The organism is Sphingobium mellinum (assembly GCF_037860795.1).
GTDB classification, from domain to species: domain Bacteria; phylum Pseudomonadota; class Alphaproteobacteria; order Sphingomonadales; family Sphingomonadaceae; genus Sphingobium; species Sphingobium mellinum.
In genome coordinates this window covers 444,442-460,115 of the sequence record NZ_JBANRK010000002.1, presented here as the reverse complement: position 1 = coordinate 460,115, position 15,674 = coordinate 444,442, and the positions used below count along the sequence as shown (strand labels likewise).

At 65.5% G+C, this 15,674-nt stretch carries 20 protein-coding genes; 10 read left to right on the top strand and 10 right to left on the bottom strand.

Annotated elements, in window-relative coordinates; genetic code table 11:
• Nucleotides 1-100 precede the first annotated feature (100 nt).
• Entirely contained in the window at nucleotides 101-919 is an 819-nt protein-coding gene (locus tag AAC640_RS06615) for an ATP-binding protein (protein ID WP_340265295.1), read from the top strand.
• A 9-nt stretch (nucleotides 920-928) separates the two neighbouring features.
• Here the strand turns inward: AAC640_RS06615 and AAC640_RS06610 are convergent, their stop codons facing one another.
• Nucleotides 929-2,257: a PQQ-dependent sugar dehydrogenase gene (locus AAC640_RS06610; protein ID WP_340265294.1), complete on the bottom strand. Its 1,329-nt coding sequence runs from the start codon at nucleotides 2,255-2,257 to the stop codon at nucleotides 929-931.
• 60 nt (nucleotides 2,258-2,317) lie between these two features.
• Nucleotides 2,318-2,491 (bottom strand): hypothetical protein, encoded by a 174-nt coding sequence (locus tag AAC640_RS06605; protein WP_340265293.1) that lies wholly within the window; start codon nucleotides 2,489-2,491, stop codon nucleotides 2,318-2,320.
• 220 nt (nucleotides 2,492-2,711) lie between these two features.
• On the opposite strand from AAC640_RS06605, the gene AAC640_RS06600 reads away from it, so the two are divergent.
• Nucleotides 2,712-2,921: a hypothetical protein gene (locus AAC640_RS06600; RefSeq protein WP_340265292.1), complete on the top strand. Its 210-nt coding sequence runs from the start codon at nucleotides 2,712-2,714 to the stop codon at nucleotides 2,919-2,921.
• A 22-nt stretch (nucleotides 2,922-2,943) separates the two neighbouring features.
• On the opposite strand, the gene argC is transcribed toward AAC640_RS06600, so the two are convergent.
• From argC to AAC640_RS06580, 4 genes are read right to left on the bottom strand one after another with little or no spacing between them, the layout of a single operon-like run.
• On the bottom strand, nucleotides 2,944-3,888 hold the full coding sequence (argC, locus tag AAC640_RS06595) for an N-acetyl-gamma-glutamyl-phosphate reductase (protein WP_340265291.1): 945 nt from the start codon (nucleotides 3,886-3,888) through the stop codon (nucleotides 2,944-2,946).
• Nucleotides 3,885-4,793 carry a C40 family peptidase gene (locus AAC640_RS06590; protein ID WP_340265290.1) on the bottom strand — a complete coding sequence of 303 codons (909 nt, stop codon included), beginning with the start codon at nucleotides 4,791-4,793 and terminating at the stop codon, nucleotides 3,885-3,887. Before AAC640_RS06590 ends, argC begins: the two co-directional genes overlap by 4 nt.
• Nucleotides 4,753-5,160, bottom strand: a complete 408-nt coding sequence (locus tag AAC640_RS06585; RefSeq protein ID WP_340265289.1) for a MarR family transcriptional regulator — start codon at nucleotides 5,158-5,160, stop codon at nucleotides 4,753-4,755. The genes AAC640_RS06590 and AAC640_RS06585 overlap by 41 nt, the downstream gene beginning before the upstream one ends.
• A gap of 55 nt (nucleotides 5,161-5,215) precedes the next feature.
• Nucleotides 5,216-6,619, bottom strand: coding sequence for a leucyl aminopeptidase family protein (locus AAC640_RS06580; RefSeq protein WP_340265288.1), 1,404 nt, complete (start codon nucleotides 6,617-6,619; stop codon nucleotides 5,216-5,218).
• A 140-nt stretch (nucleotides 6,620-6,759) separates the two neighbouring features.
• Here AAC640_RS06580 and AAC640_RS06575 point away from each other — a divergent pair, with 140 nt between their 5' ends.
• Together AAC640_RS06575 and AAC640_RS06570 are read left to right on the top strand one after the other, a co-directional pair.
• On the top strand, nucleotides 6,760-6,960 hold the full coding sequence (locus tag AAC640_RS06575; RefSeq protein WP_340265287.1) for a hypothetical protein: 201 nt from the start codon (nucleotides 6,760-6,762) through the stop codon (nucleotides 6,958-6,960).
• Complete coding sequence (locus AAC640_RS06570; RefSeq protein ID WP_340265372.1) at nucleotides 6,960-7,820, top strand: DUF3298 and DUF4163 domain-containing protein; 861 nt, start codon at nucleotides 6,960-6,962, stop codon at nucleotides 7,818-7,820. The genes AAC640_RS06575 and AAC640_RS06570 overlap by 1 nt, the downstream gene beginning before the upstream one ends.
• A gap of 21 nt (nucleotides 7,821-7,841) precedes the next feature.
• On the opposite strand, the gene rimO is transcribed toward AAC640_RS06570, so the two are convergent.
• The 3 genes from rimO to serS all read right to left on the bottom strand — a co-directional run bounded on the left by rimO (nucleotide 7,842) and on the right by serS (nucleotide 11,557).
• On the bottom strand, nucleotides 7,842-9,224 hold the full coding sequence (gene rimO / locus AAC640_RS06565) for a 30S ribosomal protein S12 methylthiotransferase RimO (RefSeq protein WP_340265286.1): 1,383 nt from the start codon (nucleotides 9,222-9,224) through the stop codon (nucleotides 7,842-7,844).
• 265 nt (nucleotides 9,225-9,489) lie between these two features.
• Nucleotides 9,490-10,254: a 5'/3'-nucleotidase SurE gene (surE, locus tag AAC640_RS06560; protein WP_340265285.1), complete on the bottom strand. Its 765-nt coding sequence runs from the start codon at nucleotides 10,252-10,254 to the stop codon at nucleotides 9,490-9,492.
• Nucleotides 10,255-10,279: 25 nt separating this feature from the next.
• On the bottom strand, nucleotides 10,280-11,557 hold the full coding sequence (serS, locus tag AAC640_RS06555; RefSeq protein WP_340265284.1) for a serine--tRNA ligase: 1,278 nt from the start codon (nucleotides 11,555-11,557) through the stop codon (nucleotides 10,280-10,282).
• A gap of 90 nt (nucleotides 11,558-11,647) precedes the next feature.
• On the opposite strand from serS, the gene AAC640_RS06550 reads away from it, so the two are divergent.
• The 4 genes from AAC640_RS06550 to AAC640_RS06535 all read left to right on the top strand — a co-directional run bounded on the left by AAC640_RS06550 (nucleotide 11,648) and on the right by AAC640_RS06535 (nucleotide 14,314).
• On the top strand, nucleotides 11,648-12,088 hold the full coding sequence (locus AAC640_RS06550) for a host attachment family protein (protein ID WP_340265283.1): 441 nt from the start codon (nucleotides 11,648-11,650) through the stop codon (nucleotides 12,086-12,088).
• A 172-nt stretch (nucleotides 12,089-12,260) separates the two neighbouring features.
• The gene (locus AAC640_RS06545) at nucleotides 12,261-12,767 is read left to right on the top strand and encodes a hypothetical protein (protein ID WP_340265282.1); all 507 of its coding nucleotides are present in this window, start codon (nucleotides 12,261-12,263) and stop codon (nucleotides 12,765-12,767) included.
• 659 nt (nucleotides 12,768-13,426) lie between these two features.
• Nucleotides 13,427-13,891: an RNA polymerase-binding protein DksA gene (dksA, locus tag AAC640_RS06540; RefSeq protein ID WP_340265281.1), complete on the top strand. Its 465-nt coding sequence runs from the start codon at nucleotides 13,427-13,429 to the stop codon at nucleotides 13,889-13,891.
• Nucleotides 13,892-13,954: 63 nt separating this feature from the next.
• A complete protein-coding gene (locus AAC640_RS06535) occupies nucleotides 13,955-14,314 on the top strand; it encodes a PilZ domain-containing protein (RefSeq protein ID WP_340265280.1) in 360 nt (119 codons plus the stop codon).
• Nucleotides 14,315-14,479: 165 nt separating this feature from the next.
• On the opposite strand, the gene AAC640_RS06530 is transcribed toward AAC640_RS06535, so the two are convergent.
• Nucleotides 14,480-14,638: a YdcH family protein gene (locus AAC640_RS06530; protein WP_340265279.1), complete on the bottom strand. Its 159-nt coding sequence runs from the start codon at nucleotides 14,636-14,638 to the stop codon at nucleotides 14,480-14,482.
• 190 nt (nucleotides 14,639-14,828) lie between these two features.
• Between AAC640_RS06530 and AAC640_RS06525 the strand changes: the two genes are divergently transcribed.
• Together AAC640_RS06525 and AAC640_RS06520 are read left to right on the top strand one after the other, a co-directional pair.
• Entirely contained in the window at nucleotides 14,829-15,008 is a 180-nt protein-coding gene (locus AAC640_RS06525) for a YdcH family protein (protein WP_340265278.1), read from the top strand.
• Between the two features lie 118 nt (nucleotides 15,009-15,126).
• Nucleotides 15,127-15,606, top strand: a complete 480-nt coding sequence (locus AAC640_RS06520) for a DUF1465 family protein (protein WP_340265277.1) — start codon at nucleotides 15,127-15,129, stop codon at nucleotides 15,604-15,606.
• Nucleotides 15,607-15,674 lie beyond the last annotated feature (68 nt).

The following is a 15,674-nucleotide window of genomic DNA, read 5'->3' as shown; positions in this document are numbered from 1 at the left end:
GCTATAGACCCCGCAGACTACGAGTAAAAGGCCATTGCTACACAAGGATGACGCTGCTCGCCTGCTTGCCCGCATGCCGGGGGCGGGGTAAGGCGCGGCCATGAACGACGCCCTTTTGACCCGCATAGCCGAAGCGCTGGAACGGATCGCGCCGCCGCCCGCTTCCTCGTCCGATCTGGCCGGCGCTCCCGCCTATGTGTGGAATGGCGCGTCGATTAGCCCGGTCGAACAATTCGCGCCGGTCGACTATGACCTGCTGACCGGCATTGACGCGCAGAAAGGCGCGCTGCTGGAAAATACGCGCCGTCATGCGGCAGGTCATGCGGCCCATGACGTGCTGCTCTGGGGCGCGCGCGGCAGCGGCAAGTCAGCCGTGGTCGCCTCCGTCATCGACCGGCTGCAACGACAGGGGCAGGACATCGCGCTGGTGCAATGCGCGATCGACGAACTGGCGAGCCTGCCGCGCCTCTTCGCCCTGCTGCGCGACGCCCAGCGCGCTTTCGTCCTGTTTCTGGACGACCTGGGTTTTGACGAACATGCCAGCGAGGATGCCCGCGCGCTCCGATCCCTGCTTCAAGGGGGAACCACGGCGCGCCCGGCCAATGTCCGCCTCTACGTCACGTCCAACCGCCGCCATATCGTGCCTCGCCATCTGTCGGAGCAGGACGATCCGATCAACCCGCGCGATGCCGTCGATGACAAGATGGCGCTGTCGGACCGTTTCGGCCTCAGCCTTGGCTTCCACGCGATCGATCAACGGGCCTATGTCGACATCGTCACCGGCTATGCCACTAGCCTGGGCCTCAGCTTCGATCCGCTCGAAGCGATCCAGTGGGCAACGCAGCGGGGCAGCCGATCGGGGCGGGTGGCCTGGCAATATGTCGTTGAGCTGGCGGGCCGCCACGGCCGGGCGGTCTGACGGTCGGGCTTATCGCGGCCCGGTAACGCGCCACACCGCGCCGCCGACATCGTCGCTGACGAGCAACGCCCCCCTGGCGTCGGCGGCGACGTCGACGGGCCGGCCCCGGGCTTTGCCATCCTGACCCAGGAAGCCGGTCAGCACGTCGATCGGCTTTGCCTTGGACACTTCGCCATTGTCGCCGAAGGGTACGAACACGACCTTGTAGCCCGCCGCCGGCTTGCGGTTCCAGCTGCCATGCAGGCCAACGAAGGCGCCGTTGAGGAACGGGGCGCCGATCTTCACCTTGTCGGCAAAGGCGAGGCCCAGCGGAGCCACATGGTTGCCCAGCGCATAGTCTGGCCGCTTGGTATATTCGCGCAGCTCCGGCCGTTGCGGCTGCACCCGGCGATCCTCATAGCCACCCCAATAATTCCACGGCCAGCCATAAAAGGCCCCGAATTCAACGCGGGTCAGATAATCGGGGACCAGATCGCTGCCCAGCATGTCGCGTTCATTCACAACACCCCACAGCGCGCCGCTCTGCGGTTCGAAGGCCAGGCCCACCGGATTGCGCAGGCCCGACGCGAAGATGCGATAATCGCCGGTCTTGGGGTTGACCTCCAGGATGGCGGCGCGATTGGCTTCCGCATCCAGGCCATTGTCCGCGATATTGCTGTTGGACCCTACGCCGACATAGAGCAGGCCCGTCGGACCCGCCACCAGGCTCTTTGTCCAGTGATAATTGGGCGCGGCAGCCGGCAGGTTGAGTATCTTGCGCCCCTTGGCGGTGATCCGGGTCTCCCCCGCCTTGTAGGGATAGGCCATCAGTGCGTCGGTGTTCGCCACATAGAGCGTGTTGTCGACCAGCGCCATGCCGTAGGGGGAATTGAGGCCCGTCAGGAACGGCGTCCTGAGTTCAGCCCGGCCATCGCCATCGGCGTCGCGCAGCAGGGTGATGCGGTTGGCCGACGGCACGCCGGCGCCCGCCTTGTCCATCAGATAGACCATGACCCGGTTGACGATTCCGCCCCCGGCTCGCGGCGGGCTGTTGGTTTCCGCCACCAATATGTCGCCATTGGGCAGCGTCAGCAGGGAACGGGGGTGGGCCAGGCCATCGGCAAAGCGAGCGACGTTCAGCCCCTTGGCGGCAACCGGCTGCTCGCCCGCGCCCCAGGGTCTGGCGGCGGCGACATTGATCGTCGGGATCATCTCGCTGCGCGGTGCGGTGAAGACCGGCTCCTTGCCTGTGTCCGCCCCGGCGGGCAGCTCGGCGGTATCGCCCTGCGCGAAGTAGAAGACGGCGCCGGCGATCAGAACCAGCAGGATAAGGGTCAGGGCGATCAGATGCTTTTTCATGGGCGCCATGTCTATGCCGCGACGCATCGGCTCGCAAGCCGGACCTCGCTGCTTTCCGGCCTATTTTCCCCGTTCGCGCAGCCACAGCAGCAGCGCGATGAGGATGCCCAGCGCACACCCCGTCAGCAGCCCCGCGCTGGGCTGCCCCATCAGCCCGCCCAGGATGGTGCCGGCCAGGATCAACAGGGCGATGATGGCGCCCGCTCCGGTGGGATTTTTCTTGCCTGTCGTCATGATGCGGCTCCCTTGCCATGCTCGGCGCGGCATTGCCAGCCGCTTTCCCGCCCGCGCCGTTTCGGGACGGCGCCGTCCTGATCGGGGACGATTGTGCCAGTGCGGGACTTGGCTAACGGATCCTTCACTCTTCAATCCCGCCCTGCGCCGTCATTGCCCGCAACTGGCATGGCGGTTGAAGCCGGCAGGCTTTACGGGGTCGGTGATGTCGGGGGGTCAGATGCAGTTGCCATATCTTTCGGATCGAAAGAGTTTCGACGACGCCGCTGAACTGATGGCGATGTTCGGCGACAATGCCGGCTATGAAGCGGCCGCGCGGGCCGACCGCAGCCGCGACCTGGGCAATCACATCCACTTCTGCCGCTGGCGGCAGATCGAGCGGCTGATCGTGCTGCTCACGCAAGAGGCGCCGCTGGGCACGATCCACTGATCGGCCCGCTTGCCCGCGACGCTCAGAGCCGCAGGCCGGCGGTCTCCGGCAGGCCGGCCAGAATGTTGAGATTCTGCACGGCCGCGCCCGCCGCGCCCTTGCCCAGATTATCAAGTGCGGCCACCAGCCGCACCTGACCTGTCGCCCCATTGCCAAAGACGAACAACGCCAGCCTGTCGGTCGCGCCGACATGCTCGATTGCCACTTGCGCCATCCCGCCGCTTTCCGCGAGGGTCGCGACGCTGACGATCGGCGATGCGGCATAGGCGTCGGCAAGCGCCGCGTGGACATCCGCAAGCTTGGGCGCCCCCGGCATGGCATGCAGCTGGAGCGGAACCTCGACGATCATGCCGCGATAGGCATTCACGACCGCCGGCGCAAAGATGGGCGGATGCCGCAGGCCCGAATAACGCAGCATCTCCGGCCCATGCTTGTGCGCCAGGGACAGGCCATAGGGCCGGAAGGCGCTCGGTGCGCCGTCAGCGCCTTCATATTCGGCGATCATCGACCTGCCGCCGCCCGAATAGCCCGATGCGCCCGAGACGGTGACCGGCCAGTCCGCCGGCAGCAGCCCGGCCAGCACCAGCGGCCGCACCAGCGAAAGAAAGCCCGTCGGCCAGCAGCCCGGATTGGCGACGAAGCGCGCCGCGCTCAGCTTTTCCCGATGGCCCGGCTCCAGTTCGGCAAAGCCGTAGGTCCAGCCTTCGGCCACGCGATGGGCGGTCGACGCATCGATGACGCGCGTCTCGCCATTGTCGATCAGTGTCACCGCCTCGCGCGCGGCGTCATCGGGCAGGCACAGGATGACGATGTCGGCGGCGTTCAACTCTGCCTTGCGCGCCCCGGCATCCTTGCGCCGGTCACCCTCCAGGGTGACGACGGACAGTTCGGGCCGACCGGCGAGCCGCTCCACGATCTCAAGCCCCGTCGTTCCGACGCCCCCATCGATGAAAATCCTGTGGGTCATGCGCCGATCCTCCGCCGCGCGATGATCGGTTCCGCATGGTCGACCGCCAGCCGGGCGACGACATCAGCCAGCGGCTCGACGACCACGGCCATCCAGTGCGCGTTGGCGTGAACCATATGGGCCGCATCGGTCATGATGCCGACATGGCCCGGGAAAAAGACGAAGTCGCCCCGTTGCAGGGGTGCGTCGGGCGGGATCGGCGATCCGATGCCTTCGCGCTGAAGGTCGGTGTCGCGCGGTGTCTTGATGCCGCACAGACCCAGGGCGACCTGGACCAGGCCGGAACAATCGACGCCGCGATGCCCGCGTCCGCCCCAGACATAGGGTTGTCCAAGGTAGCGCACCGCCGCCGCCACCCAGTCGCTTTCCAATATCTCGGCCGCCACGGCATGGCGGTGATGGACATAGCCGTCGCTGCACATGACGAAACCGTCCTGCGGCTCGCCCGCGAACTGCGCGCCGCCGGGCCAATAATCAGCGATCGGCGACTTGATGTCGGGGGCGCTGAACAGCGGAGCGGTGCCGGCGAAGATCCGGTGATTGGTCACCTCGTGCCGGTCCAGCGCCTCGCGGCGGACATAGCCGACATAGCCGTCATGCCCGCAAAAGCCCCAGGCCCAATCGGTCGTGATATCCAGCGCATGGAAGCTTTCGCCCCGCAGCAATTCGCTCACGGCCGTCGCGGCGGGAGAGGCGGCGGCAAGCACGGGCGTACCCGCCGCAACGCAGGTCAGTTCGATCGCTCGGGCATAATGCGCCGAAAACAGCACGCCTGCCAGGGAGATATCGGCAAGGTCTCCGCGCGCCGCATGAACCCGGCCGTCCAGCGTGACGGACCGGCCGCTCAATTTGAAACGGATGCGTTCAGGCGGTGGGTTCCGCGGAGGAGAGGTCGTGGGGTTCATCGCGGCCGGTTCCTGCGATGAAATGGTGAAAGGCGTCAAGAAATTCCGCCCCTTTGGGCGTCCTGGTGATGAAAATATTGCGCCGGTCGGCCGCATCACGCTCGCGCCGCAGGTAACCGAGCGCCGATAGCTTGTTCAGCGCCCGCGTGATGACGGGCTTCGAGACGTTCAGCGCTTCTGCGAGTCCCCGCACGGTATGGGGACCCGAACGGATATAAACCGTCATCATCAGGGCCATTTGCCGGTTGGTGAGGTCAGGCTTGCCCGACCGTACATAATCGACCAGCGTGCGCATCCATTCTCCGAGCGGCTTCAGGCCGGAGCGGTCGGGATTATTGGCCTTGTCCTGAGCAGATGCTGCATCCATGCCCCCCTAACGCACAATGGCGAATACGGTTGCGTAACGGCCTGCTGTTGCACGATCATTTCGGCGCTGGCGTGCCGTAGCGCTGCTGCAGCAGGGCAAAGACGGAGCGCAGCCCCAGCGCTTCGCCGCCCTTGGGACGACCGGGTCGGGGGGAGGGGCGCCAGGCGAAGGTGTCCAGATGAAGCCACCGCGTGCCATCTGGCACGAAGCGCTTGAGGAACAGCGCCGCCGTGATCGCGCCTGCAAATCCCCCTTCGCCCGCATTGTTGATGTCCGCCACGTCGGACTTGAGCATGTCGGCATAGCCGTCCCACAGCGGCAGGCGCCAGCAGGGATCGTCGACCTCGCCGCCGATCCGCTCCATGTCTGCGGCAAGGCTGTCGTCATTGGTGAAAAGCGCCGGCAGGTCGGGACCGACGGCGACCCGCGCGGCGCCGGTCAACGTCGCATAGTCGATGATGAGTTCCGGCGACTCCTCGCCCGCCAGCGTCAGGGCGTCGCCCAGCACCAGCCGCCCTTCCGCGTCGGTGTTGCCAATTTCCACCGACAGCCCCTTGCGGCTGCGCAATATGTCTCCGGGACGGAAGGCATTGCCGCCCACCGCATTTTCCGCCGCCGGGATCAGCAGGTGCAGCCGCACCGGCAACCGCGCGCCCATGACCAGCCGCGCCAGCGCCACCGCATGGGCCGCGCCGCCCATATCCTTCTTCATCAGCCGCATGGCCGAGGAAGGTTTGATGTCGAGCCCGCCGCTGTCGAAACAGATGCCCTTGCCGACAATGGCGATGCGCGGATGGGCGGGGTCTCCCCAGCGCAGCTCGATCAGCCGGGGCGCGAAGCTGCGGTCGGCGGCCTTGCCGACCGCGTGGATCATGGGAAATCCCTGCTCCAGGGCGTCGCCGCGCGTTACGGTCAGGCTCGCGTCGAATGACTCCGCTACCTTCGCCGTCGCCGCCTCTAGGTCCGCCGGGCCCATGTCGGCGGCGGGCGTGTTGACCAGATCGCGAACCAGCGCCACCGCGTCGGCCAGCCGCACAGCCGCCTCGATCTGCGCGATATCCTTGGTCAGCAGGACGCGAGGGCCGGCGAGGGTATCCTCCTTGCGGTAGCGATCGAAGCGATATTGCGCGCTCAGCCAGCCCAGCATCGCAGCGCCCGCCGTGGCTCCGTCCAGCCGATATTGCCCCTCCGGCAACTGCTCGGCCAGCCGCGCGAGACACCAGCTGCCGAGCTTGCCGCTCTTTGCGACCCCCGCCACCACTGACCAGCTTGAATCGTCCTCCGCAGGGACGATGGCGTGTTCCTGCGGCTTTCCAGAGAATTTCTGCGCCCGGATCATCGCGCGGACCCGCTCGGGCTGCCCGCCAAGCCAGGATTCGAAGCTTTCGGCATCGACGATCTGGATCAGATGGGCGGGTTGATTGTTATCCGCTTTGAGCAGGTCGGCATAGTCGGTCATGGGACAGAGTCTGGACAAAGGCGGGGCGAATGGAAAGCCCCCTTTTCGCCCTCCGGCAGGGTCCGCCCACCCCGCGCCGATTTGCGTCGTGCGGCCGACAGGCCTAGATTGACGATCCACGATCAAGAAGGAGAGACGACATGATGCACAAGGAAGACGCCGGCATCCAGGCGCTGCGCGCCCGTGCCTATGTCCTTGCCGAAAGCGGTCGCTTCGATGGCGCCCATGCGGTCGAACAGGCGCTGATCGCCGAGGGTTGGGCGAACGCCGCCGCGGCGTTGCAGGGCAGCTATACGCGCAAGGCGATCAGCGAGCGTTGCCTGGCGGCCAAACCGCACTGATGCGGGTGGCTGAAGGGGTGGGCCGGCGCGGACCGCTGCCGCTGGCGGCGGCCGCGCTACTGTGCGCCTGTTCGCCGGCCGCTGACACGGCTGGCCCTGCCGACAACAGCGCGCAGGACGCTCCCGCCGCTACCAAGGCCGCCAAATATGTCGAACGGATGGCGGGCGTCGAACAACCGGCGCCGCCGTCCCGGCCTTTCGAGCAGTCCGAAAAGACGGGTCTGCTGGAATTCGCCTATGCTTGGCCGGCACAGGCTGCGGCCGTCCCGGCGATCGCGGACAAGCTGCGAAATGACTTGACCACGGGAAAGGCCGACGCGCTCAAGATGGCGCGGGAAGACCAGAAAGCGGCGGCTGAGGCCGGCTTTCCCTTTCACGCTCACAGCCTGGAGACACGCTGGACCGTTACGGCTGACACGCCGCGCTTCCTGTCGCTGCGATCAACCATCTACAGCTACACGGGCGGCGCGCATGGCATGACGAGCTACAAGGCACTGCTGTGGGACAAGGAGCGGCGCCGCGAAACGAGTCTGCAGGCCGTCATGACATCGGCTGCGGCCTTCGCGTCGGTCATTCATGATCGCTTCTGCGCCGGGCTCGACAAGGCGCGCGCGCAAAAGCGCGGAGGGCCGGTGATGCGCGGCGACGATCCTTTCACTCAATGCATCGATCCGATGCAGGAAGTGCTGGTGCCGACATCGCGCAACGGCAGGCTGATCGACGGCATTACCGTCGTCATCGGCCCATATAGCGCGGGCCCCTATGCCGAGGGCACCTATGAAGTGAAGCTGCCCCTCGACGCCGCCATGCGGAAGGTGATCAAGACCGAATATCGGGACGCCTTCGCGGCCGGATCATAAGATCGCCGTTCCGGGCCGTTGTCAGACCGGTACGCCATAGAGATCATGCTCGTCGGCATCCTCGACCAGCACGTCGAAAATGTCGCCGGTCTTTCGCCCGTCACCGACATCGCGCAGGAAGACATTGCCGTCAATCTCCGGCGCATCGGCTTGGCTGCGCGCCGTCGCGCCGATCGATCCGTCTTCCTCGTCCGGCTCGCCCACCTCGTCCAGGATCACCGGCAGGACGCGCCCGACCTTGGCGGCGAGCTTGGCCGCGCTGATCGCGGCGGTCTTTTCCATGATGCGCTGGTAGCGGTCTTCCTTGACGGCCTCGGGCACCGCTCCCGGCAGGTCGTTGGCGGCCGCGCCTTCGACCGGCTCGAAGCGGAAGGCGCCGACGCGGTCGAGTTGCGCTTCGTCCAGCCAGTCGAGCAGATACTGGAAATCCGCTTCCGTCTCGCCGGGAAAGCCGACCACGAAGGAGGAGCGGATCGCGATATCGGGGCAGATGGCCCGCCAGCTGCGGATGCGGTCCAGCACCTTGGCCTCGTTGGCCGGACGCTTCATCGCCTTCAGCACGGTGGGCGACGCATGCTGGAAGGGAATGTCGAGATAGGGCGTCAACAGCCCCTCGGCCATCAGCGGGATGACCTGGTCGACATGGGGGTAGGGATAGACATAGTGCAACCGCACCCAGGGAGCGCGCCCTTCGGCGGTGCGCAGCTGCCCGAGTTCGCGGGCGAGGTCGGTCATGTGCGCGCGCACCTCGCGCCCCTTCCACTGGCGCGGTTCATGCCGCGTGTCGACGCCATAGGCCGAGGTGTCCTGGCTGATGACCAGCAGTTCCTTCGTGCCGGCGGCAACAAGCTTTTCCGCCTCGCGCAGCACCGCATCGATGCGCCGTGACACCAGATCGCCGCGGATCGAAGGGATGATGCAAAAGGAGCAGCGGTGGTTGCAGCCCTCGGAAATCTTGAGATAGCTGTAATGGCGCGGCGTCAGCTTCAGCCCGCCTTCGGGCACCAGGTCGACAAAGGCGTTGGGGATGGGCGGCGACGCCTCATGCACGGCATTCACCACCGCCTCATATTGATGCGCGCCCGTGACGGCCAGCACCTGGGGGAATTTCTGGCGGATCAGCTCCGCCTCATTGCCCATGCAGCCGGTCACGATGACGCGGCCATTTTCCGCGATCGCCTCGCCAATGGCCTCCAGCGACTCTTCCTTCGCCGAATCGAGAAAGCCGCAGGTATTGACCAGCACGACGTCCGCGCCGGCATAGTCGGCGGACATCTGATAGCCGTCGGACCGCAGCTTGGTCAGGATGCGCTCGCTGTCGACCAGAGCCTTGGGACAGCCCAGCGACACCATGCCGATCTTGGGCGGTTCGGGAATTTTGCTTGCCATGATCGCCGCGCACATAGGGATTTTTGCGCCCGATGTCACGGGGGGCGGGGCAGATCAGTCGCGAAAGCCGCGTCCCTTCGCCGCATCCCCTTGAACGATCTCGATGATCAGCTCGCCGGCCCGGAGCTTTTGCGCCCCAGGGGGCGGCCAACCTCCTCGGCCCGCACAACGCGTTTCCTGCAGTTTCACCGCGCCGCCCGACGCGGCGAGATCGGCCTATAGTCGGCGTTCGCGGCATCCCGCCGTTTCTAAATGGCTTTCGCCCGGCTTGTCAGCTTCGTCAGGCCCCGAACAGCGCCGCTGTCGCCGCCATCGCGCCGTCCTGCGTCAGGTCGTAATGCAGCGGCGTCACCGTAACATAGCCGTCCGCGATCGCGGCGAGGTCGCTGCCTTCGGGCACGGCGTCGCTACTGCCGAGGCCAAACCAGTAATAGCGATAGCCGCGCGGATCGGTGCCCTCGACGATGCGGGTGCGGTCGACATCATGGAAGCCTTGCCGCGCGACGCGGATGCCCTTCACCGCCTCAGGCTCGATCGCGGGGAAGTTGACGTTGAACAGCATGCGCGGGCTCGCCGGCATGGCGATCAGCGGGCGCAGCACCTTTTCGCCCCAGGCGCGCGCGGCGGCAAAGGGCACCGTGTCGCCCATGCCCTCGCGCGCATAGACCTGGCTCAGCGCAATCGATTTGATGCCCGAAATCGCCCCTTCCATAGCCGCCGCAACCGTGCCCGAATAGGTCACGTCCTCTGCCAGGTTCGCGCCGCGGTTGACGCCCGAAAGGATGAGGTCCGGCTTGCGGTCCTTCATCAGATGGCCGACCGCCATCATCACCGCGTCGGTGGGCGTGCCCGTGACGCTGTAATGCTGCTCCCCATGCTGGCGGATACGCAGCGGCCGGGTGAGCGTCAGGCTGTGGCCGGCGCCGGACTGCTCCTCATGCGGCGCTATGATCCAGATGTCGTCGGACAGGGCGCGGGCAATTTCCTCCAGCACCGCAAGGCCCGGCGCATGGACGCCATCATCATTGGTGAGCAGGATGCGCACGCTCGATACTCCCGTCTGTGGCCTTTCAGCGCGGCCTAAGGGTGGTGATCCCGCCCATATAGGGTGCCAATATGTCCGGCACTGTGACGCTGCCGTCTTCCTGCTGATAATTTTCCAGCACCGCGACCAGCGTTCTCCCGACCGCCAGGCCGGAACCGTTCAGTGTATGGAGGAAACGCGTCTGCTTTTCGCCTTCGGGCTTGTAGCGCGCATTCATCCGCCGTGCCTGAAAGTCGCCGCAGTTGGAAACAGAGCTGATCTCGCGATAGGTCTGCTGGCTTGGCAGCCACACTTCCAGATCGAACGTCTTGGCGGCCGAAAAGCCCATGTCCCCGGTGCACAACAGCATCTTGCGATAGGGCAGGCCCAGCGCCTGCAACACGCCTTCGGCCGCCGCGCACATGCGCTCGTGCTCTGCTTCTGAGTCCTCGGGCTTGCAGATGGCCACCAGTTCCACCTTCTCGAACTGATGCTGGCGGATGAAACCGCGCGTGTCGCGCCCGGCCGACCCGGCTTCCGACCGGAAGCAGGGGGTCAGTGCCGTCATCCTTATCGGCAGATCCGCCGGGCTGACGATCTGCTCGCGCGCCAGATTGGTGAGGCTCACCTCCGCCGTCGGGATCAGCCAGCGACCATCGGTGGTCCGGAACAGGTCCTCGGCGAATTTCGGCAGCTGCCCGGTGCCGAACAGCGCCTCGTCCCGCACCAGCAGCGGCGGGTTCACTTCCTCATAGCCATTCTCGCCGGACTGCCGATCGAGCATGAACTGGGCCAGCGCCCTATGCAGCCGTGCCATCTGCCCGCGCAGCGCCGCGAAGCGCGCGCCCGACAGCGCCGCCGCTCCTTCAAAGTCCAGGCCCAGCGCGGGGCCGAAATCCGCGTGATCCTGCGGTGCGAAGGTGAACTGGCGCGGCTCGCCCCAGCGGGCAAGCTCGACATTGGCGGTTTCGTCCTCGCCCTCGGGCACGTCGGGGGCGGGCAGGTTGGGGATTGCGGCGATCAGGCCATGCAACCGCTCGCCCAGGTCCCGGTCCTCAATCTCCAGCGCCGGCATGCTGTCCTTGAGCGCGGCAACCTCGGCCTTCAACGCGTCCGCCTTGGCTGCGTCCTTCGCCGCCATCGCCTGGCCGATCGCCTTGCTGGCTTCGTTGCGGCGTGCCTGGCCCTGCTGCAACTCCGTCTTGATCGCGCGGCTGCGTTCGTCGAGCGCCAGTATCTCGGCGCTCAGCGGCGCGAGGCCACGGCGGGCAAGGCCGGCGTCGAACGCGGCGGGATTTTCGCGGATGAAGCGGATGTCATGCATGAGGCAGCCCTATGCCGTTCCGCGTCCAGCCGCGCAACCCTGAGCGCTGCCGTCCGTTGACAGGCCAAATCCAAGGAAAGGAGCCCGATAATGTGGATCGATCATGACGCGATGGTGCTCGTCGCCGATGGGCGCAAGCTGCTGTTCTTCCGGAACAGGGGCGACCGGATGAGCCCCAATCTGGAAGCCGAGACGGTCAGGGTTCAGGATAATCCCTATGACAGGGATCAGGCGTCGGACGCCCCCGGCCGCGCCTTCAACTCCGTTGGCAGTCATCGCAGCTCGATGGAACAGACCGACTTTCACGAACTGGAGGAGGCGCGCTTCGCGGCCGAGGCAGCCAGCTTGCTCAAGCGGCGCGCCCTCGCCAATGACTATGAAAAGCTGATCGTCGTCGCGCCGCCTACCGCGCTTGGCGAGATGCGCAAACATTATCACAAGGAAGTGCAGAGCCGGCTGATCGGCGAGATTCCCAAGGACCTCGCCAATCATCCGGTGCCGGAGATCCAGCGGATCATCGTTCAGAGCTGACGATCGGAAAAAAGGGGCGGCTTGCGGGCCGCCCCTTTTTTATCACGCCCGTACCGCCTGTCAGGCGGCGGCTTTCGCCTTCCGGTCGGCAAAGCGTCGCCGGGCGAACAGGGCGACGGCGCCGGCCCCGAACAGCAGCACCATCGGGGGCGCGGGAACGTCCGTCCCGCCGGTGCTGGTCGATCCGCCCGAGCTGCTCGACGAGGTTGACGAGGAGGTTGAGGACGACGTTGAGGACGACGTCGACGAACTGGAGCTTGTGCTCGACGAGGTGGACGAACTGCTGGTGACGTTGCCGCTGGAAGTGGACACGTTACCGCTCGACGTGGAGACGTTCCCGCTGGAGGTCGAGACATTGCCGCTCGAGGTGGACACGCCGCCGGTGGACGTCGAGACCCCGCCCGTCGATGTCGAGACCCCGCCCGTCGATGTCGAGACCCCGCCTGTGGACGTCGAAACCCCGCCGGTGGTGGAGCTGGTCGAGCTGCTGATCCCTCCGGTGGAACTGCTGGTGGAGGAGATCACGACTGACCCGCCGCTGCCGCCGCTGCTGCCGCCAAAGAATCCGCCGATAAATCCGCCCCCGCCAAATCCCGGCCCGCCCGCCATCATGATCGGCGCCGCGGCCCCGCCGGACAGCACCGGCATCTCGGCGGGCAGGGGAACGGGCGCGGCCTGATTCGTGACCGTGATCGTCTGCGGCGCGCAGGAGGTGACGGTCTTCACCACCCGCTTCACGGTCCGGACAGGATAGCGCTTGCGCGGCGCGGCCTTCACGCTCTTCGTGCTGTGTACCACCGCCGGGCGCGCGCTTTCCGCCACATGGACGGCGCCCCCGCCGATCAGCGCACCGCCGGCCGCGCAGGCGCATAATTTAGCCAAAGCCATCCGTACCGACATAGGGATCCATTCTCGTTGTCATGATGGCCCTTGGCCGCGTCCGGAAGCTCCGGTCTATGACCAAAGGCCTATTGCCTGTGTGTAAGAACACAAAAGAAGAGGTTAACTTCAACAATGTTAACTTCGATTCAGGATCGTCGGTCGATGGAAACCGCAACAAATCATCAACCATCATGGTTAACGTCCCGGTGTGGGACGAAATCCGTTAAGATAGCGGAACAAATAGGTTCTGCGCGGCCTGCTTTTTCTGCATCCGGCAGGCCGCTTCAGGGGTGGCGCCTCGCGGCAACTGGGCAGCAACTGGGTGGCGAAAAGGCGAGGAGGGGGCGCCAATGCGTGCTTGTATCGTCCCGCTGCGCTGGCTATTAGGCGCCCTCAATCATAAGTCACGGGCTCCGGACTTCTTCAGTGCGCGAGCCTCTCGAGTCGGAGAGCCAGATGGCATCGGTCCTGAATTCCGATAAAAACGGCCAGAATCCACCGAAATCGGCTGTAACACTTCCCCCCGACTATCGTCCTTCCGCTGACGAAGAGTTCATGAATCCCTTACAGCTGGAATATTTCCGGCAGCGGCTGTGGGACTGGAAAAAGCAGATCCTGGCCGAGGCGGAAGGCACGCTCGCCGTCCTGCAGAACGAACCGCTGCGCGAACCCGACCTCAACGACCGCGCGTCGAGCGAGACCGACTGGTCGATCGAATTGCGCACCCGTGATCGCCAGCGCAAGCTGATCTCCAAGATCGACGCCGCGCTTCGCCGCATCGACGAGGGCGAATATGGCTATTGCGAGGTGACTGGCGAGCCGATCTCGCTTGGTCGTCTGGAAGCCCGCCCGATCGCCACCATGACGGTCGAAGCGCAGGAACGGCATGAGCGGCAGGAAAAGGTGTCGCGCGACGATTAACGCTTTCTCCATCGATCCCTGCCACTGTCGCGAAAAATATCGCGACATCGCAGGGCTTTGGACATGAATAGCGAACAGGATATGGCAGAGCGGGGTCCGGCGCGCACGGGGCCGCGAGACAGCCTGTTTCTGCTTACCAATCTGCAGACCGGGGAAGGCACGCCGCTGGGGCGCGCACGGGTTCGCAACCTGTCCGCCACTGGCCTCATGGCCGACTGCGAGCGGGCGGTTCCCGCCGGCGCGCGTATCCAGTTCGATCTGCGCGGCGTGGGCCGGGTCAGCGGCAGCGTGGTATGGTCGCGCGAGGACAGGATCGGCGTCGCCTTCGATGAGGAAATCGATCCCCAACTGGCGCGCAAGCCGGTGTCATCCGCCAGCAGGATGACGCCCGACTATCTGCATCTGCACAAGCGCGGCCGCTGATCCTTCCCCTGTCCTGACAAAAAAAGACCCCGCTGGCGCATGTCGCCGTCGGGGCTTGCGATCGACTCTGGCCCGTTGCATCGCGGCCAGGAAGCAATGGGGGGAGAGGGCCGGGCCGGTCTATCGTCTCGACCAGCCCAGGCCCTTCGCCAATGTGCCGGAGCGTCAGTTCCGCGCCGTCATTTCCTCTTTCAGCCGCAGTTTCTGCTTCTTGAGCGAGGCGACCAGAATCGCGTCAGGCATCGGCCGACTCGTTTCCGCCTTGATTCGTGCCTCAAGCCCCGCGTGCTTGGCTGAAAGAGCTGAAATGTGGCTATTATCCATGACATTCTCCTTAGAGGGGTGATGGAAGATCGAGTAGATCACGATTCCCTGCCTTTGTCTGCGCGCGATTCGCCCTTTGCGATGGGACGCGTTCAAATTTGCGATGGCCCGAAGCGGCTGGCCGGGCTATCAGGGAAGCGATCCGGATAACGGCTTGAGGAAGTGAGTGCAGGTGAGCCGGGAAGACATCATGCGTCGGCTTGAACTGCTGCGAATCGAACATCGCGATCTCGACAGCGCCATCGCCGCGCTGGTCGACAGCGGTTCCGGCGACCAGATGCAGGTTGCTCGGCTGAAAAAGCGCAAGCTGCGGCTACGCGATGAGATCGCCATGTTGGAGGATGCCCTGGTTCCCGACATCATAGCCTGATGAAGGCGCGGCCCTTTCGTGGTTAACCGCGCGCGGAATCGGCCCTGAATGAGACATTCCGCCCTTTCGCATCCGTAATGGGCCTGACAGGACGGGGCGTTTGTGGCACTCATGGTGCATGTCCCGCGCCATACCCCTTGATCGTGGTCTGCATCGACGGCTGGTCGATGGCCTCTACCTGGAAGCCATGGTCATGGCTGACGAGGCGCGCGCCTATTTCGACGTCGGCGAGGCGGGTGAGCCGGACCTGGACAGTCCGCTGCGGCGCGTGTCCTTCGCCTGTGAATCGCTGAAGGTCACGACCCGGCTGATGCACATCATTGCCTGGCTGCTCAGCCAGCGGGCCTGGCAGCGCGGAGAGATTTCCGACGAGGATCTGTCGGATGAAAAATACCGGCTTGGCCGTGCCGCGACCACCGCCACCGAAGTGGCCGCCAGTTTTCCCTTCGCGGCCCGCGCGCTTATCGATGCGAGCCAGGATCTGTATGATCGCGTCGCCAGGCTTCAGGACCGGATGGACGGCATGGCGCGCAACCGGGGCGGGAACCAGGGCGGTCCCGCGCGCGCCCTGATGGACCGGCTGAACACGGCCTTCTGACCGGGCGCGGCGATGCCAGCCGTCCGCAGAGGCAACTCGTCGTTCGCGGGCGCATCCGGGCTGGCGCT